Annotated in this window: 20 protein-coding genes and 1 other RNA gene; 8 read left to right on the top strand and 13 right to left on the bottom strand. The window is 58.8% G+C overall.

Annotation, left to right across the window (positions count from 1 at the left end; genetic code table 11):
• Positions 1-155 precede the first annotated feature (155 nt).
• Positions 156-1,112 (top strand): acyltransferase family protein, encoded by a 957-nt coding sequence (locus V3C19_RS06565; RefSeq protein WP_295932693.1) that lies wholly within the window; start codon positions 156-158, stop codon positions 1,110-1,112.
• A gap of 43 nt (positions 1,113-1,155) precedes the next feature.
• Here V3C19_RS06565 and V3C19_RS06560 read toward each other — a convergent pair whose 3' ends face one another.
• The 5 genes from V3C19_RS06560 to V3C19_RS06540 all read right to left on the bottom strand — a co-directional run bounded on the left by V3C19_RS06560 (position 1,156) and on the right by V3C19_RS06540 (position 7,152).
• Positions 1,156-3,201: a sulfatase-like hydrolase/transferase gene (locus V3C19_RS06560; RefSeq protein ID WP_161981266.1), complete on the bottom strand. Its 2,046-nt coding sequence runs from the start codon at positions 3,199-3,201 to the stop codon at positions 1,156-1,158.
• Positions 3,202-3,221: 20 nt separating this feature from the next.
• Positions 3,222-5,150 (bottom strand): family 20 glycosylhydrolase, encoded by a 1,929-nt coding sequence (locus tag V3C19_RS06555; protein WP_161981267.1) that lies wholly within the window; start codon positions 5,148-5,150, stop codon positions 3,222-3,224.
• A 133-nt stretch (positions 5,151-5,283) separates the two neighbouring features.
• A complete protein-coding gene (locus tag V3C19_RS06550; RefSeq protein WP_295932696.1) occupies positions 5,284-6,036 on the bottom strand; it encodes a PEP-CTERM sorting domain-containing protein in 753 nt (250 codons plus the stop codon).
• A 345-nt stretch (positions 6,037-6,381) separates the two neighbouring features.
• Positions 6,382-6,825, bottom strand: coding sequence for a DciA family protein (locus V3C19_RS06545; RefSeq protein ID WP_295932698.1), 444 nt, complete (start codon positions 6,823-6,825; stop codon positions 6,382-6,384).
• A 93-nt stretch (positions 6,826-6,918) separates the two neighbouring features.
• Entirely contained in the window at positions 6,919-7,152 is a 234-nt protein-coding gene (locus V3C19_RS06540; RefSeq protein ID WP_067570353.1) for a ferredoxin, read from the bottom strand.
• An 87-nt stretch (positions 7,153-7,239) separates the two neighbouring features.
• On the opposite strand from V3C19_RS06540, the gene lnt reads away from it, so the two are divergent.
• The gene (lnt, locus tag V3C19_RS06535) at positions 7,240-9,198 is read left to right on the top strand and encodes an apolipoprotein N-acyltransferase (RefSeq protein WP_295932701.1); all 1,959 of its coding nucleotides are present in this window, start codon (positions 7,240-7,242) and stop codon (positions 9,196-9,198) included.
• On the opposite strand, the gene V3C19_RS06530 is transcribed toward lnt, so the two are convergent.
• Complete coding sequence (locus V3C19_RS06530; protein WP_130082760.1) at positions 9,165-9,917, bottom strand: phosphodiester glycosidase family protein; 753 nt, start codon at positions 9,915-9,917, stop codon at positions 9,165-9,167. The genes lnt and V3C19_RS06530 overlap by 34 nt on opposite strands.
• An 8-nt stretch (positions 9,918-9,925) precedes the next feature.
• On the bottom strand, positions 9,926-10,837 hold the full coding sequence (locus V3C19_RS06525) for a sugar phosphate nucleotidyltransferase (RefSeq protein ID WP_295932703.1): 912 nt from the start codon (positions 10,835-10,837) through the stop codon (positions 9,926-9,928).
• Positions 10,838-10,981: 144 nt separating this feature from the next.
• On the opposite strand from V3C19_RS06525, the gene V3C19_RS06520 reads away from it, so the two are divergent.
• Positions 10,982-12,298: a bifunctional UDP-3-O-[3-hydroxymyristoyl] N-acetylglucosamine deacetylase/3-hydroxyacyl-ACP dehydratase gene (locus tag V3C19_RS06520; protein WP_067570345.1), complete on the top strand. Its 1,317-nt coding sequence runs from the start codon at positions 10,982-10,984 to the stop codon at positions 12,296-12,298.
• 81 nt (positions 12,299-12,379) lie between these two features.
• Here V3C19_RS06520 and V3C19_RS06515 read toward each other — a convergent pair whose 3' ends face one another.
• The 4 genes from V3C19_RS06515 to aroA form a co-directional block, all read right to left on the bottom strand.
• Positions 12,380-13,333, bottom strand: a complete 954-nt coding sequence (locus V3C19_RS06515; RefSeq protein ID WP_295932715.1) for a PfkB family carbohydrate kinase — start codon at positions 13,331-13,333, stop codon at positions 12,380-12,382.
• A 118-nt stretch (positions 13,334-13,451) separates the two neighbouring features.
• The gene (locus V3C19_RS06510) at positions 13,452-14,612 is read right to left on the bottom strand and encodes an iron-containing alcohol dehydrogenase (protein ID WP_295932720.1); all 1,161 of its coding nucleotides are present in this window, start codon (positions 14,610-14,612) and stop codon (positions 13,452-13,454) included.
• Between the two features lie 101 nt (positions 14,613-14,713).
• Positions 14,714-15,997, bottom strand: a complete 1,284-nt coding sequence (locus V3C19_RS06505; RefSeq protein WP_130082765.1) for a hypothetical protein — start codon at positions 15,995-15,997, stop codon at positions 14,714-14,716.
• Between the two features lie 280 nt (positions 15,998-16,277).
• A complete protein-coding gene (gene aroA, locus V3C19_RS06500) occupies positions 16,278-17,588 on the bottom strand; it encodes a 3-phosphoshikimate 1-carboxyvinyltransferase (RefSeq protein ID WP_130082766.1) in 1,311 nt (436 codons plus the stop codon).
• Positions 17,589-18,246: 658 nt separating this feature from the next.
• Between aroA and rnpB the strand changes: the two genes are divergently transcribed.
• The 5 genes from rnpB to V3C19_RS06475 all read left to right on the top strand — a co-directional run bounded on the left by rnpB (position 18,247) and on the right by V3C19_RS06475 (position 22,561).
• Positions 18,247-18,659, top strand: an RNA gene (gene rnpB / locus V3C19_RS06495) — RNase P RNA component class A.
• Positions 18,660-18,799: 140 nt separating this feature from the next.
• Positions 18,800-20,077: a UDP-N-acetylglucosamine 1-carboxyvinyltransferase gene (gene murA / locus V3C19_RS06490; RefSeq protein WP_130082767.1), complete on the top strand. Its 1,278-nt coding sequence runs from the start codon at positions 18,800-18,802 to the stop codon at positions 20,075-20,077.
• A 71-nt stretch (positions 20,078-20,148) separates the two neighbouring features.
• Positions 20,149-20,418 (top strand): HU family DNA-binding protein, encoded by a 270-nt coding sequence (locus V3C19_RS06485; protein WP_067570335.1) that lies wholly within the window; start codon positions 20,149-20,151, stop codon positions 20,416-20,418.
• Positions 20,419-20,549: 131 nt separating this feature from the next.
• Positions 20,550-21,635, top strand: a complete 1,086-nt coding sequence (gene aroC / locus V3C19_RS06480) for a chorismate synthase (RefSeq protein WP_295875758.1) — start codon at positions 20,550-20,552, stop codon at positions 21,633-21,635.
• A 29-nt stretch (positions 21,636-21,664) separates the two neighbouring features.
• Positions 21,665-22,561 carry a hypothetical protein gene (locus V3C19_RS06475; protein ID WP_295932722.1) on the top strand — a complete coding sequence of 299 codons (897 nt, stop codon included), beginning with the start codon at positions 21,665-21,667 and terminating at the stop codon, positions 22,559-22,561.
• A 478-nt stretch (positions 22,562-23,039) separates the two neighbouring features.
• On the opposite strand, the gene V3C19_RS06470 is transcribed toward V3C19_RS06475, so the two are convergent.
• Both V3C19_RS06470 and V3C19_RS06465 read right to left on the bottom strand, forming a co-directional pair.
• Positions 23,040-23,474, bottom strand: a complete 435-nt coding sequence (locus V3C19_RS06470; protein WP_295875765.1) for a flavodoxin domain-containing protein — start codon at positions 23,472-23,474, stop codon at positions 23,040-23,042.
• A gap of 215 nt (positions 23,475-23,689) precedes the next feature.
• Positions 23,690-24,253, bottom strand: a complete 564-nt coding sequence (locus tag V3C19_RS06465; RefSeq protein WP_295932724.1) for a hypothetical protein — start codon at positions 24,251-24,253, stop codon at positions 23,690-23,692.
• Positions 24,254-24,279 lie beyond the last annotated feature (26 nt).

Genomic DNA, 24,279 nt, shown 5'->3' with positions numbered 1-24,279 from the left:
GCACCGTGGTGCCGGGAGAAGAATGGTTCCACGTTTCAGGCGGGACTGAGGGAAAATGCGTCAACGTTCATGACGGACCTGCGGGCAGCCTTTTCATCACGGTCCTGAGGAAAAATAGTGCTTTTGCGGCGTGATTCCGTCAGAATAGTCCCGCCATGACGCCATCCCCCACTCCCAGCGCCGCTCCCCCGGTCCGTTTGCCCTGGGTGGAGATTGCGCGCCTGCTGGCTACATTGAGCGTCATCATGCAGCACGTTCCGGGGGGAGGGTTTCCCCCCAACCAATGGCTGATCGGTCCGGCACTGGCCACGTTTTTCCTGCTGGCCGGGTATTTTTCCGCAGCGCGCCTCCGGGGGCAGGAGGCCGGAACCTGGACGGCGAGGCGCCTGATGTCCCTGCTGCGGCCCTATTTGTTCTGGTGCGCGGCCTACTGGCTGCTGGCGGGCATGCCCGTTTCTTCCGCCTCCCTAGCTTCCGTGTTCGGTCTGGGCGCGTGCCCCATGCTGACGCCCATGTGGTTCCTGCGGGATTTGATGATTTTCACCCTGGCGGCGTTCCTGCTGGTCAAGTGCCGCCCGGCGCTTTACACGCTCGGCCTGTTCTGCCTGTTCCTGAACAGGTGGGATGATTCCCTGGCGTGGCCCAGTCCCTACATGTTCGGGGATTTTGTGCTCGGCATCATGCTGGCTTCCACCGCTCCCGGCTGTCTGAACTGCTGGGAGAGGATTCCCCTGGCCGTGCATGCCGCCATTCTGCTGTCCTGCGCGGCTCTTATCTGGGCCAGCTGCACGGATACGTTCCTTCTTCCGGATGGCTCCTTTTCCGGACTGGCCGTCCTGGCCTTCCTGAGTTCCGGGATTGTACTGAAGGTCGTCAGTCCCGGCCTGTCAAGACTCCTGGCCGGGTGGTCTTCCGGCAGTTTCTTCGTGTACTGCTCCCATATTTTCGTGCTGATTGCCCTGATGGGGGTGGAAACGTGCTTTCCGGCCCCATGGCCCTCCTGGGCATGGTGGTGTCTGGTGCCCGTCGTTTACATGCTGGCGCGGGGTGTTTACCTGCTGGTCGGGAGGCATGCTCCGCGCGCGCTTGTGCTGATGACGGGCGGAAAATGAGCCGGGGGAGCGAATGCCCACCTCCCGGCCCGTATTTTCCGGTTTATCCCGCCACGCGGAAGGACTGGACGGGGATTTCCCGTTTTTCTCCGCCTTCCTTTTGCCAGAAGAAAAGGGGAAGGCCGGAGAAGCCTTCCGTCTCAATGATGAAGGGATGCCAGCCTTTTTCCAGAGGCACGGGCTTCATCCCCGTGCTTGCGGGATCGTTTTCCGTCGTATGTTCCCCCATGGAGGAGGAGACTTCCGCGCCGGGCTTGTAACCGTATTCCGCATCCAGTAGATGCGCATCATGCAGCCTGACGAATGCCCTGGCCCCCTTTTTCACCGGGGTTTTCATGAAAAAGACATATTTCCCCGTTTCCGGAACGTTCAGATAGAGCACTCTTTTCACGCTGCCGTCCTTCCGGCTGACTCCCCGCGAGGACTGCGCCGTCAGGGGAACCAGGTTGCCGGGCATTTCCTCTTTCCGGAGGGCTGGAACGGGTTCCGCATCATAGGGCCGCTGGGCAAAGGTGCCGCGCGCCGGGTGGGTATAATCGTAAATACGCCTCATTCTCAGCACCTTGTCGTGCATGATGGACTGCATCTTTTTCCCTTCCGGCGTGTCCTTCAGGTCATGGCGTTCCGCAGGGTCCTTCGCGGTATCGTAAATTTCAAACGGATCCGCATGGGACTGGATGTTGGTACGCACCCCCTTGTATTTGCCGAGGTAGACCATCTGCTGGTCGCCCCGGACGGCGTTCCTCCTGGACGGGAGAAAATCCTGGTAGCCGGGCGTCGTCGTCTTGTTCCGGGACATCTTGGCGCTGTATTCCATGTAGAGGCGGCTGTCCGGCTGTGTCCCCTTGTTTAGCAGGGTAGGGAGCAGGGAAACGCCGTCGCTGCGGAAGGGGGCCCTGACGCCGCCGATTTCCGCCAGCGTCGCCATCCAGTCGTGGAACTGGGAAGGATGGTCGCTTGTGGACCCGGCCGGAACATGGCCGGGCCAGCGGACGATGGTCGGCACGCGGAAGCCGCCTTCCCAGGCGTCCTGCTTGATGCCGTCAAAAGGTCCGTAATTGCGGAAGAACTGCGGATTCTGGCCGCCTTCGTCATGCGGGCCGTTGTCCGACGTCATGATGATGACGGTGTTCTTGTCAATGTTCAGGTCCTTCAGGGTCTGGATGAGGTCTTCAAAGGAATCGCTCAGCCGCGCGATCATGGTGGCGTACTTCTTCTGCGCCATGGGCCATTTCTTGTCCGCATACCGCGGATAGATGTAGGAGTTGATCCTGCCCTCCGCGGTATTCACCAGCTTGTGGGGCTGGCCCAGCCATTGCACGCCGCCCTTCACGCCGCGGCCTTCCGGATAGGGTCCGGTAGGTACTTGAAGCTGGGAGTGGGGGGCAACGTGGGTCAGCGCCAGGAAAAAGGGCTGGCGGGGATTCTGCCGGCTTGTGTCTATAATCCATTTTTTGGCGCGGGCCGTCAGCAGGTCCACGGAGTACGCCTTGTCGCAATCCGCCGTAATGCACTTGTCCCCGTCCCAGATGCCGCTTTTTTTAGTGGGGGAAATGGGATTGGGGTCTTCCTTGGGATAATGGTGGTGGCCGCTGACGTGGTCCAGGTAGCCGAAGTAGTAGTCAAAACCGCGCCTGGTGGGGTAGGCCGTGGATTCCTGCGGGGTGCCCGCGTGTTCCGTTCCTCCGCCTATCCCCCATTTGCCGATGAGGGCCGTCCTGTACCCGGCGGACTGCATGACGGTGCCGAGGGTGGGGGCATCTTCAATGGGCAGGTCAAAGGACCTGTCCCGGATTACCTTGGCATGGCCCTGGTGGACGCCCGTGAACAGGGAGGCGCGGGCCGGGGCGCAGAGCGGGGCGGAGGAGTAGTGGCGCGTCAGCGTCATTCCTTCCCGGGCCAGCGTCCGGAGGCCCGGGTTGTCCATGGCGGGAAGCCCTTCCTTCATGCGCCGGTCCTGGTAGGAGGGCAGGTCCCCCCAGCCCATGTCATCCATCAGGATGAGGATGACGTTGGGACGCTGGGCAGCCGTGGCGAAAGGAACCGCCAGCAGGAGGGCCAGCAGAAGGAGTAAATGTTTAACTCTCATTGCAGTGGAAAGACGGAATTCTATTTTTCTCCCTTGGGCTTGATATAATAGCTTGGGTCGGCAATCCAGCGGTCTCCCGACTTTTTCACCGGAATGAAGCTGACGCCCCATGACTGGAAGCTTCCCGTGTACGGCTGTTCAATCAGGATTTTATTTTCCCCGGCCTTTACCTGAAAGGGAACCGGAGGACGCGCCCACCAGAACTCCTCATTGTCAAAGGATATTTCATTGGCGGGAGAATTCCAGGTGTGCTTTTCATAACGCCGCTGGCCTGCCAGCTTGTAAGTCTGGGGGTTTTTTACTTCCTTGCCGTTCACCCATATCCTGGTGCCGCACTGGGACCACTCCCCGGCAGCCGGAACCCCGGAGCAGCGCCGCGTGGAGCGGGCCGGAGCGTCGAACCCCACCATGGCGTACATGGTGCCCGCCCTGGGCGCGTAAAAAGTCGTCTCCGCCCAGGCGGTGTTTCCCGGCTTTACTTTGGAGAACAGGCCTTCCGCTCCCGCACGGGTGCGGAAGTACAGATTGCCGCCGCGCGCCTGGACCGGCTCCAGTCCCGCGGGGGATTTCCCCGCCAGCAGCCCGTTCCTCACTTCCTCCTGCCTGTCCTTCGGAACGGGGCCGAACACGGTCCATTCCACAAAGGAATCCCGCCAGTAGGGGAAGGGCTTGTTTCCGGCCAGGGCTTCCATGCGTTTTTCAAACAGGGCGAAGGCCTGGTAAGCCTCCGTATCTTTCTCCGGCAGTTTGCCGGCAAAGCGGGAGCCGTCCTCCGGAATGCCCTTCCAGCTGCGTTCAGCCATGGCGAACATGGCGGGCCACTGGGGGTTCTGGATGGGGATGTTCTTCTTGTCCTCCACCCGGGTATCCGGCCACAGGCACTGGATGACGCCCAGAGAGTGGTCGTCGCTCTTTGCCGTTCCGCAGGGCTGGCGGAAGAAATTCCTGCGCACCAGGATGCCGGGGTCAAAAGAATTGATGTAGCCTGCCGTGGAATCAAAATAGGGATTCTTCTGCTTGGCGGGGTCCGGCAATCCTACGGAATTCTCATCATTCCACAACTGGGCGTAGCTGTCTCCGGAAACGGGCAGGTCATTGTTGCCCGCCCATTGGATGGGTTGGCGTCCCAAGGATTTGACCTTGGCCGCCATCCGGTCCGCAAACTGCTTCCCGTTGGGGATATGGATTTCATCCGCGCCGATGTGCAGGTAGGGGGACATCTCCGCCGGAATTTCCCGGCAGAATTCTTCCAGCAGTTCCTCCAGAATCTTGATGCCCCGGGGATCGTGCATCGGGAAGCCGAAGCAGTTTTTGAAATAGGTGCTGTGCCCCGGCATGTCAATTTCCGGAATAATCAGGATGTGCCGTTTTTTGGCGTAGCGAAACAGGTCCCGTATCTGGTCGTAGGTGTAGGTGTCGTTGACGTCCCGGCCCTTGATCCTCTTGGAGGGATCATTCAAAACGGGGTACTTCTTGCACTGGATGCGCCATGCGGGGTAGTCCGTCAGGTGCCAGTGGAAGGCATTCATTTTCAGTCGGGCCATTTCGTCAATATCCGCCTTCAGGGTCTCAATGGGACGGAAATTGCGACCTACGTCATGCATGAAGGCGCGGATGGCGAACGCCGGGCTGTCCTTGATGTCGCAGCACGGATAGTCCCCTCCGGCTCCCAGCTGGTCCAGCGTCCTGCGGGCATAAAAAACGCCTGCGTCCGTGGCGGCCCTGATCAGAATGCCGCCGGGGCGGACCTGGAGCTCGTAGCCTTCCTTGCCCAGAGTCTTGGCCAGGGCCGCGTTCTTTTTCACGGAAACGGGAGCCTTTTTAGGGCATTTCCCCGTTTTCCAGTCCACCTGGGACGGGAAGGGAATGAGGGGCACAGGCGCGGCTTTTTCCTGCTGCAGGGGGTGCGGGGAAGTCCAGTCACCGTAGGAAGAAGGGAAACAGAGCATTAAGCCTGATGCCAGCAAAAGGAGGGAAGGAGCTAATCGCATAATATTACTACACTTAAACGAGGAACTGTCTTTCATCAAACTTAAAATGAAGCAAAATTCCGGATTTAGGGATGTTCCGGTTCCTGCAGCATTATCTCCTCTTTCTCCTCAGGCACAGGCTTCCCAGCCCAAGCAATGCGGCAGCGGCCGAGGAAGGCTCCGGAACCGTGAGGCCCTCCATGCGGAAATTTTTTACGGTAAGCTCCTGATAAGTGTAGGAGCTGTTAAGAACACCGGTATTCATCACCAGATAAAAGGTGGCTCCCTGGTCAAACAGGACGCCGTACTCCTCTTTGGAAATCGTCCAGCTATAGGATTTGTTGCTGACGCTGCCTGCCAGTCCGGAAATTGTGGAACCAGCCTGGAGAAAGGAACTTTCCTTTCCTCCCAGGCTGTACCACAAGCTGAAATTCTGAGGTTGCCCCGTTTTGTTGGTATTGGAAAGACCTCCTGTGTCAAAGGATATTCTCAAGGATTTATAATCGGCCAGGGTATTCACGGACAATTCATTGAATTTAACGGCAGTAAATCCTCCCCCTGCGCCGCTGGCGGAAATCAGATTGGTAGCGCCATCCGCCGTCACGGAGGAAAGCGTACCGGTATTGTTATTTTTGTTGCCGGAATACCATCCCGCATCCAGGGAGCCAAGGACGGACTGCACGGCGTTTGCGGAAGGCCCTCCATTCGCAATCAGAGCACCTCCGGAGGAATAATCAATGCGGGAGATGGAGGTCTCCGCCATATTCAGCTCCGGAATGATTCCGTCCAGGGAACTCCAGATTTCCGCTCCATGCGCTGATAGTACTGTCGCTGTGAATAATGCCGGAAAGAGAATCGTTTTCATCTGTATATCACTACTATTCGAAAGCAAAAAGCCCGCGCCACCCGGCGCGAATTTCGCTTTGTTCGCGAAAACGTTATAGAATTTATAATCCGCTATAGAAATGCCAACAAGATAAATTAACTTAATTGACTTATAGAAATATAATAGCGAAAAGATCCAACATTATTTTTTCTGTGGCTTTCATATTTCGGGAAGCCATGGGAAATGGAGAAAAGATCCTGACCATAAATCAGGAAAGAGAAAAATCCATTTGACAGCGGATTATAAATCCTGAAATACGATTTAATCTCCGTTAATGCAATAAAATCAGTAGATTAATAAAAGAAAAACCGTTCGTCGAAAAAATTATCCTATCCGTATGCGGATGGAATGGACGGCGTCTTTTCCGAATTGCTCCTTCAGTTTTCCCAGAAGGGCTCCCTGCCACTGCTGGAGATGGTAGCGCATGGCAGGCTGAATGACCTGGACTGTCGCCACGCCCTTGACAAGGGATACCAGGCAGGCCTGCTTTCCCAGAAACGGCCCCGCCGCGGCCATCCAGCCTTTCCGGAGAAGTTCCGGGTCCATGCCTTCTTCATCCAGGGGCAGTTTGGAGAGGATGGTCCCCAGCAGGGATTCCGCCGTATGGACATTGCGCGTTTCACTGAACACCGGAACGGCCTGGAACCAGTCCGCAAGGGCCTGCCGCACCTCCTGCTCATCCCGGGAAAGGTAGTCATACCGGATGGGGGAGGCATGGGGGTCGGGCCGGTCCCTGTCGGGAACATAGGCTGACCAGGGCGGAATCATGGGAGGGAAGGAAAAAAGGGGGCCTTTTAAAGAAAAACGCCCGGAGCGTGTCTGTTCACAAGCCCGGGCGCTGTAAGGTGGCAAGAAAATGAATTATTCGCCGTCGTCGCCGATGGCTTCCACAGGGCAGCCTTCCAGGGCTTCCACGCAGGCTTCCAGTTCGGTTTCATTGTCCGGCTGCTTCTTGACGTAGGATACGCCCTCGTCTTCGTCGCGGCCAAAGTTTTCCGGAGCGGTTTCGCGGCAAAGGTCGCAGTCGATGCAGGAACTGTCCACGTAAAACTTGCCGGGGACGTTTAATGGTGTCTTTTCGTCTATATCTGCCATATGTATGGATGGGTTGTATGAACTGGGCTAACTATTTCCGCATTTGACTGAATTTTGCAATCTTTTTTGTTGCAGGAATGAGTCAGCATGAGGAAGAATGCCGGAGCGTCTTTTCCGCTGAAAAGACTTTGTTTTTTCCCCTATTCCACGATGCATGCCGTTCCACGATCCACCCCTCGCGCCCTCCCCCTGTGGGCCGCCTTCCTGCTGTCCGCCCTTTCCGGGGCGCTTATGGCCTGTTCCTTTATTCCGGTGGACTGGAGCGGTTGCGTCTGGATAGCGCTTCTGCCCCTGCTGACGGCCCTGTGGTACGGCCCCCGGCGCGAAGGGAAGCGCGGCGGTTTGGCGTATTTTCTGTACGGATGGACATGCGGAGTCGTGTTTTTCGGCATTTCCCTGTGGTGGATCAATGAGGTGAGCACGCTCGGCTACATCCCGCTGATTCTTTTTTACGGGGGCCTGTTTCCCGGCATCTGGGGCCTGGTGATGGGAACCCGGTTCCGTCCGGAACGGCTCCCGCTGCCTGACGCGCAGCTTCCGCCCGCGGAACGCAGGCGCGCCTGGAAGGAGTGGGCCATGCGCGACATGGCGCCCAGCGCCGCGGCGGCGCTGGCGGGGGCCTCCCTGTGGGTATGCCTGGAATGGCTGAGGGGCTGGCTGATCCCGGGCTTCAACTGGAACAACCTGGGGGTGGCCCTGTACGGGAATCCTCTGGCCCAATGGGCGGAATACTTCGGCGTGACGGCCCTCGCTTTCATTCCCGCCGTGTTTTCCATCTGGCTGTGGCGCGTCTGCCGCCGTACGGGAACCATGGTGATGCATGAAGGCAGAAGGTCCGTGCCGTGGGATTTCTTCATGCTTGTGGCGGTTCTGCTGGGCATGTTCGTCATCGGCGTGCAGTGGACGGCGCGCTACGCGCCCCTTTCCGACGTTTCCACCGGAAAGGGGGCTTTCACCATTCCCGTCATGACTGTCCAGTTAAACCTGAGCCAGAAGGAAAAGTGGGATGCGGCCAACAGGGAAAACATTTACCGGGAATTGCTGGAAACGACGGAGCAGGGAATGCTGGAACTCCAGGAAAAAGCGCTGGAACGGTCCGCCCGGGAAGGGACGGAGACCTCCCTGGAGATGCCCGCCTGGGTGATCTGGCCGGAGAGTTCCTTCCCCATCTCCACGTTTTACCGGGATTCCACGGGGGAAAGGTTTCCGGGGCAGGACAACGTCAATTTCCTGAGCGCGGAGGAAGAGTACGTCCAGGCTATCCGCGACAGGGTTTGCAATTTCATCCTGCTGACGGGCACGGACGATATTTATCTTTCCGACGAAGGCCGCGTGGCGCGCGCCTACAACTGCCTGACCGTCTTTGAAGGGGATTATTCCACAGCCATTCCCTTCGCCAAGTCCATTCTGGTTCCCTTCGGAGAATACATTCCCATGCGGGAGACGTTTCCGTTCCTGGAAAAAGCCTTTGAAGCCTCGGCTGGAACGGCCATGGGGATGAATTATACGCCGGGCACCTCCTCCAATCCCGTGCCGGTGCCTATCCGTCCCGGCAGTTCCGTGACGGTAGGGGTGATTCCGCTGGTCTGCTTTGAAGACGTGGTGGGAAGCTGGGTGCGCCGCTTCGTGCGGCCGGAACCCCAGGTACTGGTGAACGTAACCAATGACGGATGGTTCAACCGTTCCTGGGCGAACGAACAGCATTGGCGCAACGCGGCTTTCCGGTGCATTGAGCTGCGCCGCTCCATGATCCGGGCGGCCAATACGGGCGTCAGCGTGGCCCTGGGCCCCAACGGAGCCGTGATCGCGGATTTGCGGGATACTTCCGGCTCCCCCTTCACCAAGGGCGTGATGACCGCCAAACTTCCTGCCGGCTGTACGGAGGTGACGCTGTACGCCATGCTGGGGGATTGGGCCATTCCGGCCTGTTTCCTGCTTTTCCTGGTCCTGCTGATACGCAGAATTCTGGCGGGCGGCCGCGGAGCGGGAAAGGAAAGTGTGCGCAACGGCGTTTATCGTCCGGACAGGGGAGCCACCCCCAGATAATTCCTGACCTGCTTGAAGGAAGGGTAGGAGATGCCGGATTCATGGCACCAGAAGGCGGAGGAGGAACCTCCGTCCAGATTCAGGGCCGTCTTCACCTTGAAGCCGCCCAGCGCTCCCGGAGCGGCCAGCCATTCCGCCAGTTCCTTCAACGTCAGTGAGGAAGAAACGCCGATGCACCACCGTTTGCCGCCGTCCGTAGCAATGAAAGTGCGGTAGGTAGATTTTTCCGCGTTCAGGCCTTTGACGGCCGTTCCGTTTTCCACCAGAAAGGGGCCGCCCTGGATGGCGACCTGCATGGTGGGGAGGCTTTTCATCCGTTTAAGGACGGAGCTGCGCACCAGCTCCAGGCCGTTTTTGCCCCCGGAGTAAACGACCCCGGACACGGCAAAGGATCCGGAGGCCAGCGGGAAAAGGCGTTTGCCGTCCTGGACGACCAGCCCCAGGGGAGTCCCCGCCGCATCCGCGCCGAAGAAGCCCCCGTTCACCCCGGCCACGCACGGGCTCCTGCGCATGGCCTTGTCCAGGGAGCCGTAGCGGGGAGTTTGCACGCTGCCTTCGTCGCGCACCAGCAGGCGGTGCGTATCTGACCGGAAAAAATACACGTTCAGTTTGTCCCTCATGGAGAGGAAGCCGTCCTTTTTCGTAAAAACGCGGTGTTCCGCGTGAACAAGGCCGGAAACGCACAGGAGCAGGGCAAGAAGGCGGAGAATATTCTTCATCGGATCAATCAGTGGGAAAGATAAAAAATGCGGCGTTCCGCGCGGGTTCCCGCAGGTACCAGCGCCCCGGGCCAGACGATGCAGCCATTCAGCCGGCAGTCTTCCTCCACAATGGCACCGGGGCCGATCACGCAGGCGGAGTCCACGGAAGACCCGTGGGAGATTACCGCTTCCGGATGAATGCGCGGAAGGGGGGAGGAAAAGTCCAAATGGGCCTGAAGGTAGGATTCCGGCGTTCCCATGTCCATCCACAGGCCATCGTCCGCCAGAATGCCGTGCAGGCGGCCTTCCCGGATGTAGTCCAGGAAAACGGGAATGATGGAAACGGCCTCGTCCGCGGGGATGCGTCCGAACACTTCCGGCTCCATGCAGTACGCTCCGGTGAACTGGCAGGTTCCCGGATCCCGCCCCAGCGCGTGCCTCATATCCGTCACCAGGCCGGAAGAGGCGTCAAACCCCACGTTCCGCTTGTCTCCGTCCGTCCGGAGCGCCAGGGTAACGGCAGGGCGGCGTTCCATGTGGGCGGCTATCACGCGGCGCAGGTCGAAGGTGGCGGCGGTGTCCCCGTTCATCACCAGAAGCGGTTCGTCCGCAGCGGCCCAGGGTTCTATTTTCTTGACGCCGCCGCCGGAATCCAGCAGCACGGCCTCATGACTGAAATGCACGGGACAGCCGTTCCAGGAGCGTTCCGGAAAAACCCTGTCCCACGCGTCCGCCAGATGGTGGGTGTTGATGATGAATTCACGGATGCCGCATTCGTGGCAGCGGCGCATCGCGTGCAGGACGAGCGGTTCATGAAAGAAGGGAATCAGCGGCTTGGGCAGCATGCCGGTCAGGGGCCGCAGGCGAGTGCCCAGCCCGGCGCCGAGGATGAATGCGCGGGATATGCCGCAAGTGCCGGAACCGTCCGTGATGTGCATGAGTCATGACTAATGGGAGAGAGGGGCTTTTTCAAGCGCCCTTTTTCCGCCCTTTTTCCGATGACACGCTGGAAAGCTTGAATTTACAGGAAAATCGGTGATTTCGTGCTTTTCAAACAGGGTCTCATTCACTAGCATTTCCGCATGGCATGTGGAAACCAAAGAACTGTCGGCTCTCCGGCCTCCCTGGCCGGAACTTCTCTGCATACGGGACAACCCGTCACCCTGACCCTGAAGCCGGCCGCCGCCGACTTCGGCATCAAGTTCCGCCGCGTGGATTTGCCTGACCAGCCCTTCATCAATGCGGACGTGGAAAAAGTGCAGACCGTCGAACGGGCCACCAGCCTGGCGGAAGGTTCCGTAAAGGTGCACACCGTGGAACATATCCTTTCCGCCCTGACGGGCATGGGCATTGATAATGCCGTCATTGAGATGGATGCCAACGAACCCCCCATCGGCGACGGCTCCTCCGCTCCCTACGTGGAATTGATCAAAAGCGCAGGCATTGTGGAACTGGACGCCCCGCGCCGCTATCTGGAAGTGCGGGAGGCCGTGACCATTGAAACCCGGGGCGGCTCCATCCTGACCATTCTGCCTTCCAAGCAGTTCCGCGTTTCCGTCACCTGCGTGGGGCCGGAAAACCGCATTACGCAGTATTTTGACGCCGTCATTACGCCGGAGACTTATGAAAAGGAACTGGCCCCCGCACGCACCTTCACGTTTTACGAGGACATCAAGCCGCTGCTGGAAAAAGGGCTGATCAAGGGCGGCAGCCTGGAAAACGCCGTGGTCATCCGCGGGGAGGAGCTCATGAGCAAGGAGCCCATGCGCTTCATCAACGAATTCGCCCGGCACAAGGCCATGGACCTCATCGGGGACCTGTCCCTGTGCGGCAAGCCCATCCTAGGCCACGTGATCGCCATCAAGCCGGGGCACGGCCCGAATACGGAACTCACCGCCAAACTCAAGAAGGAGCACAAGCGCAATCTTCAGCTTATGCCCAACCCCGTCAACGTGCCGTACGGGGACGCCGTGCTGGACATCAATGAAGTGATGAGCCTACTGCCCCACCGCTATCCTTTCCTGATGGTGGACCGCATTGTGGGCTTTGAGGGGGAAACCAAGTGCCGCGGCCTGAAAAACCTCACCATGAACGAGCTCTTCTTCCAGGGCCACTTCCCGGGCCATCCGGTCATGCCGGGCGTGCTCCAGGTGGAAGCCATGGCGCAGGTGGCCTCCATCGTCATGTTGCGCCAGCCTGGAAACGCCAGCAAGATCGGCTACTTCATGAGTGCGGACAAGGTGAAGTTCCGCCATCCCGTCGTTCCCGGAGATTGCCTGATCATTGAAGCGGAACTTGTCAAGATGCGCGGCAATATCGGGCAGGCCATCGGTCGCTGCCTGGTCAACGGCCAAGTGGTTTCCGAAGCCGAGCTCAAATTCGGCCTTCAGGACATGTAACCGGTCTTTTCCTGCGAATTGATTTCATTTCAACAACCCCGGCGCGCCTGCCCGCGCCGGGGTTTTTCATGGCCGGAAACATTAAATCCATGAATTGCACGCGGCAGGGATACTGCACATTTCCGTGTATTCCGCCAGGCGTTTGCGGAACGTTTCCGGAGTCATGGAAAGCAGGGCGTCCGCGGAAAAGGATTCGCACGTGAAGGAGGCGGCCACCGTGCCGTACACAATGCCGCGCTTCACGTCCTCGAAGGAGGGCAGGCCCTCCGGCAGGGTGGACAGATAGCCCGCCAGCGCGCCCAGGAACGTGTCCCCGGCTCCGGTGGGGTCCACAAGCGTTTTCAGGGGATAGGCCGGGCAGCGGAAAATCCTGGTCCGGCCGTCCTCCCCGAGGCCGATGAGGGTGGCGCCGTATTCGCCCTGCTTCACGACGGCGTAGGGGGCCCCCCTGGAAAGCAGGAATTCCCCGGCTTCCAGAACGGTGGAGGCTCCCGCGTATTCCTTGGCCTCGTCCTCGTTCATCATGGTGATATGGGAGCGGGAGATGACGGCGTCCAGCAGTTCCGGCTGGCGCCGCAGCCATTTGTCCATGGAGTCGGAAAGCACGAGGGAGGCGTCCGGGCACTGTTCCATGCACTTGAGTTGCTGGGCGGGAACCATACAGCAGCACACCAGCACGGGGTGGCCGCGCAGGGCGTCTGGAACGTTCACCTGCCAGTCCAGCATCACGGAATCGTTGGCGCAGACCGTCTTGCGCTTGTTCATGTTGTCGAAGTACTCCCCGGTCCAGGCAAAGGAAGGTCCCTTTTTGCGCTCCACCCCGTCCATGCACAGCCCTTTGGCGGCCAGGGCCTCCTCGTAATGAACGGGAAAATCCTCCCCGATGATGCTGACGGCATCCACCCGGTCCGCAAAGAGCAGAGCCGCTACGGCGACGAAGGAGACGGAGCCGCCCAACACCCCTTCCGCCCGGCCGCGGGGAGTAATGATGGTGTCAATGCCGATGGTTCCGGTAATGAGGAGGGGAAGGGACATGGAGAAAAAAAGGAGTGAAAAAATAAAAAGCCGCCCGCCAGGGAAGCGGACGGCCCGGATACTTGCATATTATCCTGAAGCAAGTCAATCACAAGGAACGGCGGCGAAAATTCCGTGCTTATGAATAGGACTTTTCCAGGATGCTCACGACGTCCGCCGTGGTGAATTTGCAGCGGTCCAGCTCAAACAGGCCCCCCATGGTGGAAAAGGCTGTTCCGGCGTATTCCTCAAACAAATCCGGAGTGATGCCGAAGTCGGACATTTTCAGCTTGTCCACGCCGCAGGCTTCCTTAAGCTTGTTGAGGCCGTTCAGGAAACCGTCCACGGAGGGTTCCATGCCCATGGCCGCGGCCACTCTGGCGTACCGTTCCGGACAGCTGGGGGCGTAGGCTTCATGGTAGGCCCAGGAGATCATGATCAGGCCCGCTCCGTGGGGCAGGGAAGGATGGTAGGCGCTCAGGGCGTGCTCGATGGAATGTTCAGAGGTGCAGCAGGAGATGGTTTCCACAAAGCCGGAATAGGTATTGGCCAGCGCGACATAGGCACGCGCTTCCAGGTCCTGCCCGTTGTCCACGGCGCGGGGAAGGTATTTGGCAATGTATTCGATGGCCTGGAGGGCGAACATGTCGCTCATGGGGGAGGCCACCTTTGCCATGTATCCTTCCACGGCGTGGAACAGGGCGTCAAACCCCTGGTAGGCGGTCAATTTGGGAGGAACGGAGAGCATGAGTTCCGGGTCCACAATGGACATGGTGGGGAAGGTTCCCCGGTAGCCGAAGCCGATTTTCTCCTGCGTGTCCTCCTTGGTGATGACCGTCCAGGGGTCCGCTTCCGTTCCCGTGCCCGCCGTGGTGGTGATGCAGACAATGGGCAAGGGCTGGTTGGGTATTTCAAGTCCCAGGCCGGAGCCCCCCTGAATGTAGTCCCAATACGTTCCCGGATTGGAGGCCATCACGGCAATGCTTTTGGCGGAGTCCATGCTGCTGCCGCCGCCAAGGCCGACTACGAAGTCGCACCCCGTTTCCTTCGCCAGGGCGGCGGCCTCCATTACATGTTCCACCACCGGATTGGGCTGCACTTTGTCGAAGACGACGCTTTCCACGCCCTGCTGCTTCAGCAGGGATTGTACGCGGTCCAAATAGCCGAGAAGCCTGACGGACGTTCCGCCGATGACGATCAGAGCCTTGGAGCCGGGGAGGGGAGCCGTGCCAAGCTGGTCCAGACATCCCGCGCCAAAGAAGATCTGGGCGGGCATGAAAAATTGAAATGGCTGATACATGGCTCTCATAGTAAAACGGAGGCGCCGAACGTCAAGAATGCTCTGCGCATTCCGTGTACGCCGGCGCCTCCGCAGGACAGCATTTCCAGAATGAAGACGGTTCAGACGTCTTCAAAAAAATCGTCGCTCTTGGCGGGGTCCGGTTTGGGCGGTCTGGGAACGTCCGTGCCGATGGCGCCCGGATCGTCCATTTCCCGACTCGTCGTTATCGTAGTGGAAGGAGTCCGCCTGGCGGGAGGACGGGGTGCGGCAGAGCGCGGCGCGGCGGAAGAAGGGTCCGATGCGGCCATTTCACCGTCTGCGCCTGGAATCATTTTCCGCATACTCTGGATGAGCTTGTCCCGGAGAGTCCTGATGCCCTGTTCCCGGCGGACGGGGTCCACCGTGTTCTTGATCAGCGCCATCATGTTCCGGGTGGCGTTCGCCTGGTCCCCGAGTTCAAAGCAGTCCAGCTCGCAGCGCCAGCGCAGGCGGTCAAGCAGGGATAAATCCCGTTCGTCGAATTCTTCTTCCGAGGCGGAGGCGATGCGGCCCTGCATCCCGGACTTTTTACCGGAGGAAATGGCATGGCTCACCTTGCCGAGAAGCGTTTCCATAGCGATCCGTTTACTCCACGCCGCCCTTAATGCAGCCAGATTCCGCGTCTTCCGGTAGCCGACGAAGAAGAGTTTTTCAAAAATTTCATCCCGGTTTTTCATGGAGTCCGGAAATGCCCGGGACGACATGCTGGCGATGCCGAGAGCTTCGCCCACTTCCGTGCCCAGCACGGATTGCTCCGCAATGCGCGCGCCGGCCCGGCCCGCACCTCCGCCATTGTTATTCTTGGATGAAGAGGAAGGGTCCACGAAGTCGGGATCTGAACAGGCGGAAATGTAGGCATTCAACAGATCCATGGCCGGCTTCTGGAATTCCGTAACGTCCAGAATTTCTTCTTCCACACTGCCTGTGGAAGTGGCTTTCATCATGTTCTCCTTCAGGCGGGCCTTGAGTACGAGAACGCCCCACTGGTATTGAAGCATCAACCCCTTGCGGGAGTTTTTGTCCTGGTATTTCTTGGCTTCACGGTCCATCCAGTCTTTCAGGGCATTAGATGCGTTTTTGGCGCTTTTGCCCTGCTGGCGGTCCTTTTCCTTTTCCGCTTCCATCAGAAGCTTCTTGGACTGGATCAGCAAATCGTAGGCGGCATTGGGGTCCCGGCCTGCGGCGGAAAGCCTGCTGATAGCCGCATTGATCACTTTGGTTTCTGCGGATCTGTTCAGCGCCAAAAGGTTATCCAAATCCTTGATAACCTTCTTCTTGGCATCGTTATCCATGACCTGCTGGGCAGAGCAGAGGGACCCGATGCCGAGGCCGCCAATGAGACAAAGAGAGACAAAAGTGTTCATATGCTTTTTTTATTATGGCGGATGAAAAGTGATCTGGCAAGAGAGAACTCGACTTGAAACCTGGTGAAGGAGGGAAATATCCTCCTTTTCATGAAGGAATAAGGAAAGTTTTTAACAACAGATTTACAAGCTCACTTTCCAGGGAAAGGGCGTTGGAGAGCGGAATGGGAAAGGAGGAAGGAAGGCCGGAGTTTCTTAATCCGGCTATCCTCTCATGGTGAAATGGATGGTCAGAGGCGGCAAATGGTTAAGTGAAGCCCCCATAAACGTTTTCCGCCGGTTATTGGAGGAATTGGCTTAAATCCCGATCAAATCCGGGGTAGGACGTATTAATGCATCCGGCATCCGTCAGGACGGTTTCCCCGCAGGCGCTGAATCCCGCCACCAGGAAGCTCATGGCGATCCGGTGGTCTCCGTAGCTGGGCAGTTCCGCACCTTTCAGGTCCGCGCCGCCGCGGACGATCATTCCGTCGTCAAATTCTTCAACAGTCGCGCCCATGGCCCGGAGGTTGGCTGCCGTGGTGGCGATCCGGTCCGTCTCCTTCACCCGCAGTTCACGGGCGTTGCGGACGACAAGGTCGCCGTCCGACAAGGCTCCCGCTACGGCGAGAATGGGGATTTCATCGATCAGGTTGGGGATTTCCTCCGGCAAAAGAGCGGTGCCATGGAGGGAGTCGGCGCCGTAGATGGTGATGTCTCCGTAGGGTTCCCCGGCATCTTCCGGAGAGGTTTTCACAATGTCCATTTGCGCGCCCATGCGCCGCAGGGCGCTGATGACGGCGCAGCGGCTCTCGTTGAGCCCTACCTGGCGCAGCGTCAGACGGGAGCCGGGGCGGGTGGCGGCGGCAACCATCCAGAAGGCGGCGGAAGAGATGTCTGCCGGAACCGTCAGATCATGGGCGCGGGGAAGGGCGGGGCCTTCCGTGCTGACAACCAGGCCGTCCACGGAGCAGGGAACTCCGAAATGGCGGAACAGGCGTTCCGTGTGGTCGCGCGTGACGGCAGGCTGGATGACGGTGGTGATGCCCTCGGCAAACATGCCGGCCAGCAGGATGGCGCTTTTCACTTGGGCGCTCGCCATGGGAAGAGTGTAGGAGATGGGGCGGACGTGTCCCGCATGGATGAACAACGGGGCGCACCCGGGTTTGCTTCCGCGGGCCTCAATTTTTGCTCCCATCTGTTCCAGAGGGCTCATGATGCGGCCCATGGGGCGGGAACTCAGGGAGGCGTCCCCGAACATCTCGGAATCAAATGGGCAGGCAGCCAGCATGCCGGCCAGCAGTCTCATGCCCGTGCCGGAATTCCCGCAATCAATGGGACGGGAGGGAGAATGGGGCCGCATGGCCACGCCCGTGATGCGGAAGCGCACGGGGCCGCAGCCTTCCCGGCTTTCCAGCACCTCCACCCGCGCTCCCAGTTGTTCCATGGCGCGCAGGGTGTTCAGGCAGTCCTCACTGCACAGGAAGTTGTCTACTTCCGTCACTCCGTCCGCCAGGCCGCCCAGAATGGCGGCGCGGTGGGAGATGCTCTTGTCTCCGGGTACGGTCAGTACCCCTTGCAGGGAAGAAATGGAACGGGAGTGAAGGTTCATGAGCTTTTCTGTCCCGGAAGAACTACCCTGTATCGGGCATCGAATCAAGCCAATTAGAAGGGCCGGGAGCCCGGAGCGGAATGGGCGGAGGGGAAGAAAAGCCGTCCCTTCGGCAGAAACCATGCAGTAAGGCCGACTGTACTGCGGTTCTCCGGACGGAAAGGCGTTACGGACCAGAATGAGGATTGATTTTCTGCGGCAGGGAAGTATATTGCCGGGGTTATCGGCAAAGTCCGCCTGAGAGGAAGGAGAGAGCTTTTCAGGAGCAACGGACGAAGCTGGTTTTCATAGGTAGTAAGTTGGAGCGGTCACGGGAAATATCCTGTGGCCGCTTTTTCCTTTGTCTCACATTCCGCCGCAAGTGGGGAAGGAAGAGGAGTCTGAAAGGCGCCGATGAAGAACGCTTCGCCTCCAAGTTTTTCAGGAGGGACGGAGGAGAAGTCCGCACACTCTCCGGATATGCGGGAATACGGGAATTCCGGCCTTTACGATGAAAGGAGGAAACGATCTTACGAAGGCTTCCTCCGGATGGATTTTTTGGAAAACGGGGATGGAGCGGAGGAAAGTGCCAGGTCCGGAAAGGCCGGCGTCAAAAAAATGCTCCGTTTTTTTCTTTGGGCTTTACCGGACTTTCCCGAAAGCGTATGTAGTCCGTGCCGATCAGGTCCGGGTGGTCGCTGTTCCGGTTTTCGGACCGGGATAGAGGAAAGTCCGGACATCACAAGGCAGCGTGTCCCGTGAAAGCGGGAGACGGGAACCTCCCAAGGGTTCCCGGACGGAAAGTGCCACAGAAAACAAACCGCCGGGACGGGGTTTCCCCCGTTCAGGCAAGGGTGAAAAGGGGAGGTAAGAGCTCACCGCTCCGAGGGCGACCAAGGAGGCATGGTAAACCCCGCGCGATGCAAGACAAACAGGGGAAGGGTAGCCTGCCCGCCGGATCCCCGGGTATTAGTCGCATCTGTTCCGTAAAACGAATGGGCGCGCGGAATGCCAGCATTCCGCGTGAGAAAAATGGCCACACAGCCGGCATCCGCCGGCGGACAAAATCTGGCTTACAGGACCTGATCGGCCCTGATGTCTTTTTCTTTGTCCATTCCGGCGCGGTTTTTCCCGGAACAAAAACATCCGGGGAATTTGTCCGGTTCCGCGGCCTGTTTGGGATTGCAAGGACTTCGCAAATGTGTAGAATCCGTCACCTAATTGCCACCACTATGGAGAAGCTTGTTGTACACGGAGGATTTACGCTCAGGGGAGCCGTCAATATCAGCGGTTCCAAAAACGCTTCCCTGCCCATTCTGGCCGCATCCCTGCTGACGGATGAACCCGTGGTAGTGCGCCGCGTGCCGGATGTTTCCGATACCAATTTCATGGTGCAGATCATGGGCCAGCTGGGTGCCTCTGTGGAGCGGTCCAGCGGCAACGTGCGCGTGGAGGCCAAGAACCTGCATTCGGAAGCCGCCTATGAGCAGGTGCGCAAAATGCGCGCTTCCATCTGTCTTCTGGGGCCGCTGATGGCCCGCATGCAGCGGTGCGTGATTCCTTTGCCGGGCGGCTGCGTGATCGGCGATCGTCCCGTAGACCTTCACATCCGGGCCATTCAGGCCCTGGGTGCGACCGTCCAGATAGAACGCGGAAACCTGATTATTGAAGCGCCCCGCGGCCTGAAAGGAGCCACCGTGGATTTGAACGGAGACCACGGCCCCACCGTCCTGGGAACGGACAACCTGATGATGGCCGCCGTGCTGGCGAAAGGCACCACCGTCATTGAATCCGCCGCGGCGGAACCGGAAGTGGTTGACCTGGCCAATTTCCTGATCAAGATGGGCGCCAATATCCAGGGGGCCGGAACACGCCGGATCGTCATTGAAGGGGTGGAAAAGCTCCGGGGCTGCAATCATACCGTCATTCCGGACCGGATCGAGGCCGGAACTTTCATGGTGGCGGCCGCCATGATGGGGGATGGCGTGACGCTGAGGCGCGTGTGCGAGGAACACATGTCCGTCATTACCGACCTGCTCCGCAGATGCGGCCACCATGTGGAGTTCAACGAACGCGGGGACACCGTCACCATCATTGCCGGAAAGATGCCGAAAAGCGGGGAAATCAAAACGGCGCCCTATCCCGGCTACCCCACGGACATGCAGGCCCAGATGACGGCTCTGTTCGCCACGACACCCGGAATTTCCGTCGTGAAGGACACCATTTTCCCACAGCGCTTCATGCACTGTTCCGAATTGAAGCGCATGGGCGCCAACATCAAGGTGGACAACGGCACGGCAGTTATTTCCGGCGTGGATTCCCTGAGCGGAGCGCCCGTGATGGCGTCCGACCTCCGGGCATCCGCCGCGCTGGTACTGGCGGCACTGAAGGCGGAGGGCACCACGGAGATCCACCGCCTGTACCACATTGACCGCGGCTATGAGATGATTGACGAAAAGCTGCTGGCCATCGGCGCCGCCGTGGAAAGACTGCCTGATGACGGTGATTAAAGGGCCGATTTGTCCGCATTTCGCATTTTTTCTTTACTGCCAGATATCCATGTGCTATTCACCGAAGTCCTATGAACAAGGCTCAACTGATCGAATTGATTCAAAAGAAGCTGGGTGCCGACACGACCAAGAAGCACGCTGAGGAAGCTCTGGCTGCTGTGCTGGAATCCATCAAGGAAGGCGTGCAGTCCGCCGGCAAGGTGCAGATCATCGGTTTCGGTACGTTTGCTACCAAGACCCGCGAAGCCCGCACTGGCCGCAACCCGAAGACCGGCAAGGCCATCGCCATCCCCGCTTCCAAGACGGTCGCTTTCAAGGCCTCTTCCAATATGAAGGGCTAAGACGGCTGCTGCCCGTAACAGGGAGCTTTCTTCTTTCAGCACTCCGGCCAATGCTGGCCGGGGTGTTTTTTATGTCCCGCGGCGGCGGCCTGCGGCTTGACCGGACGGGCGGCGGCGTCTAGAATGCCGCCATGTCCAGCAATTTTGGCCAGGTGTTCCGAATATCCACGTGGGGAGAATCCCATGGAGCCGGGGTGGGAGTGGTGATAGACGGCTGTCCGTCGCTCGTTCCGGTGACAGAGGAGGATATCCAGCGGGAACTGGATCGGCGCAGGCCGGGCCAGAGCGACATCGTAACCCCTCGCAAGGAGGAGGACCGCGCGGAAATCCTTTCCGGCGTACTGGACGGCATGACGCTGGGCACGCCCATCGCCATCAGCGTGCGCAACAAGGACCACCGTTCCTCCGCCTACGACGAGATGGCGCATACCTACCGCCCGTCCCATGCGGACTACACGTACGATGCCAAATACGGCATCCGCGCCTGGGCCGGAGGGGGGCGCGCCTCCGCCCGGGAAACCATCGGCCGCGTAGCCGCCGGAGCCGTGGCAAAAGCCGTGCTGAAGCAGGCGTTTCCCGATATGGAAATCATCGCCTGGGTGGACCAGGTGCACCGGGTGAAGGCCTCTGTGGACTGGGCGGCCGTAACCGCCGCCGTGGTGGAGGGCAACATCGTCCGCACGGCTGATCCCGCCGTGGCGGAAGCCATGATCTCCGCCATCAAGGAAGCGCGGGACGCGGGCAATTCCCTGGGCGGAGTGGTCAAGTGCACGGTGCGCGGCTGCCCTCCCGGACTGGGGGACCCCGTCTTCGACAAGCTGGACGCCACGCTGGCCCACGCCATGATGAGCATTCCCGCTACCAAGGCGTTCTCCGTGGGCTCCGGATTCGACGCCGCGGAAATGACCGGGCTGGAGCACAACGACCCTTTCTGCATGCAGGACGGCCGCGTCCGGACAACAACCAACCATTCCGGCGGCATCCAGGGTGGCATTTCCAACGGGGAGGACATTCTGATGTGCATCGGTTTCAAGCCAACCGCCACGCTGATGCTCGACCAGCAGACGGTGAACCGGGCCGGGGAGGACACGCGGCTCAAGGGCAAGGGACGCCATGACGCCTGCGTACTGCCGCGCGCCGTCCCCATTGTAGAGGCCATGGCGTGGCTTTGCCTGTGCGACCATTACCTGCGCCAGCGCTGCCAGCGGGCACTGTAAAGGCGCGGCCGATTTTTTCCGGATATTTCATGGATTCCTCCCTCACATTCTACCTGGTTCTGGGTGCTCTGCTGGCCGGCTTCATCATACTCGGCATGCTGAAGGGGATGATCAAGATGCTCCTGTTCGGCGCTGCGGTGCTCTCCGCCGTGGCGGCGTACTTCTGGCTGTCCAAATACGGGTTCACGTACCTTTCCTTCATCACCAGCGATCCGCGGGAGTGGATGGTTTCCGTCCTATCCATCGGAGGAGCGCTCGCCGTCTTCTTTGTCTTCATGCACGGCCTCTTCTGGTTCAGTGACGTGTTCTCCTGGGGGCGCCGGATGGGGTTCGGGGGCGCCAAAGGAGCGGTCACCACGCTGCTGATGGCCGCCGTGGTGTGCTGGGTGGGCGTCATGTGCATCTTTTATTACGGTTCCATGGCGGAAATGACCCGCGCCCGGGAACTGGCCCTGTACCACATGGATCCAACCCGCGCCATCTCTTTGCCTACCATCTACACCGTCAAGAAGGCCATCACGGACAATCCCCATCTGGCGTGGCTGGTAAAGGTCTCTCCTGAGCACGACCCGGAACGGCTCTCCCTGGCCAAGATGATCGCCTACCTGGTGACGCTCAGCCCGGAACTCTCCGACCAGCGCCGCACCCAGCTTGACTGCTACATGCCGCGGTCCCGAATCACCAGCCGCGTGCTGAGCCTCAAAAGCCTGAGCGAAGACCCGGCCATCCGCCTGCTGGTGGAAAAAGGGGACATGCAGGGACTTTACAACGATGTGAAGCTTACCCGCTTTCTGGAAGACCAGGACGTGCGCACCGTCCTGTCCCAATTGGACGTGGACCGGGTGCTGGGCTTCGTCACCGATACCCGCCAGCCTGCGCCCGCAGGGAATGGATACATTCCCGAGGCCACACCGATTGAGGAATAAACGGTTCTTTTTCCCGCTAAATGGTTTCCATTTCCATTATCGTCTTTTCAAAGATTTTGCCGTTAGGTAGTATCGGGTATATTCAAGATTGATTTTGACAATAAAGAAAAGCTGAAGGAGAAACTGGAAAAATGGGAGCATGAGATACTCTTGATCCTGAAAATACCAGGGCTTATTTCCAAAGAGAGAATGTAGTGAACAATCTTGGAAGGAAGGATGAAGCGCTGGAGAGTTATGACAAGGCCCTGGAGATAAGACCATATTTCACTTTTGAAGTGATTTTTCATTAATTCGGAAAAAGCAAGTTATAAGCGTCAGGATTCCCTGTTCCCGGCAGCAGCCGATTATTTGCTGAGGTTTTTCTTTTCAGAACAAAGAGCGCTCCCCCCCGCGTGACGCCGGAAAGAGGAGCCCCTTTAAGAAATTGGCCTGATAAAGGGATGAGACCCTCCGCATGCCGTAAAAGAAGAAATATCCCTCAGGAGAGTGTTTCCGCCACGGCATCCACCCATTCAGGAAAGGTATCATCGTGGTCCCCATCTGACAGGACCACCGGCATCAGCCTTTGCGCCTTCAAACGTTCCAGAAAGGCATCAAAGTCCTTGCCTGCCCGGCAGAAGTGTTCATAGAATCCGTCGCCAAGCGCAAAGACGGCATAGTTGACTGCGGACAGGTCTTCCGAGGAGTTCTTCAATGCCTGGTACAGCGTTTCCGCATTGGAAGGAGGCTCCCCGTCTCCCCAGGTACTGGTGATAATCAACAAAGCTCCACCGTTTTTTAATTGTTCCACTGTTACATACTCCATATCAATAACATTTGCCTCATGTCCAAGCTTTGCCAGTTTTTCCCTTGCCTCACGGGCCAGACTTTCCGAGTTTCCTGTTTCCGTTCCGTAGATGATGGTGACTTTCATGGATGTTTATGTTTGTTGTGACACCAAAAGTTAGTTTAAACTAATTACAAAGACAAGCCAAAACCGACTGTTTAAAGTTAAATCCTCATTCCCTCCGCAGACTGTCCGGAAAAGCCTTACTTGAGGCAGGATTGCCAGCTTTTTCATGTTCAACTGGCTGAATCATTCAGAGGAAGGGAAAAGACGAAAGTGTCTGTCTCTGGAGTCAAGGAGTATCAGGCGCCATGGCCGCCATCGGAACGGCATGGTTTCCGGAAAAGTGATTCAGCTCCGGAGCCCTCCCGGTGGATTGTCAATGTCCGCGGGTGCTGGGAGAAGGTGAAGCACCAGCCGAAGAGGCGCACGAAACGGTAGTAGATTCCCTTGCGGCCGGCATGCTGGGCGGTCATGAGGTCGTAGAAGGCCAGGTCTATCTGGCTTCTGGCGATGGAGGCGCCGTTCATTTTGGCGTGGAGCATGGCGTCGTGGAACAGGGAAGGGAGGAGCATGTCCGGCGGGGTGGCTCCCCACGTGACGCCATCCCATCCGTAGCCGGGACCGATGGTGAATTGCCTGCCTTCCGCTTTCATATACACGGCAGGGTCATAGACGCTGACGGCTGTCCAATGGCCGAAGTCCGCGTTTTTTCTGCCGCTTTTCCAACTTACGGCGTTTTTGGTGACGTAGAAGGGCTTGCCTTCGTAAAGGGTTTCTTCGTACCAGGAGGCCACGGCAGCCGACGCGGCAGCGGGTGCGGAGCACGATTCCAGGCAGGCGGCCGTACCGGCTATTGTCAACAAGATGTAAATACAATGTGAATAAGAGA

This window comes from Akkermansia sp. AE01SA01, assembly GCF_036417395.1.
Classification (GTDB): Bacteria; Verrucomicrobiota; Verrucomicrobiia; order Verrucomicrobiales; family Akkermansiaceae; genus Akkermansia.
The sequence above is the reverse complement of the archived record's forward strand: the minus strand, read 5'-3'. Positions and strand labels throughout refer to the sequence as shown.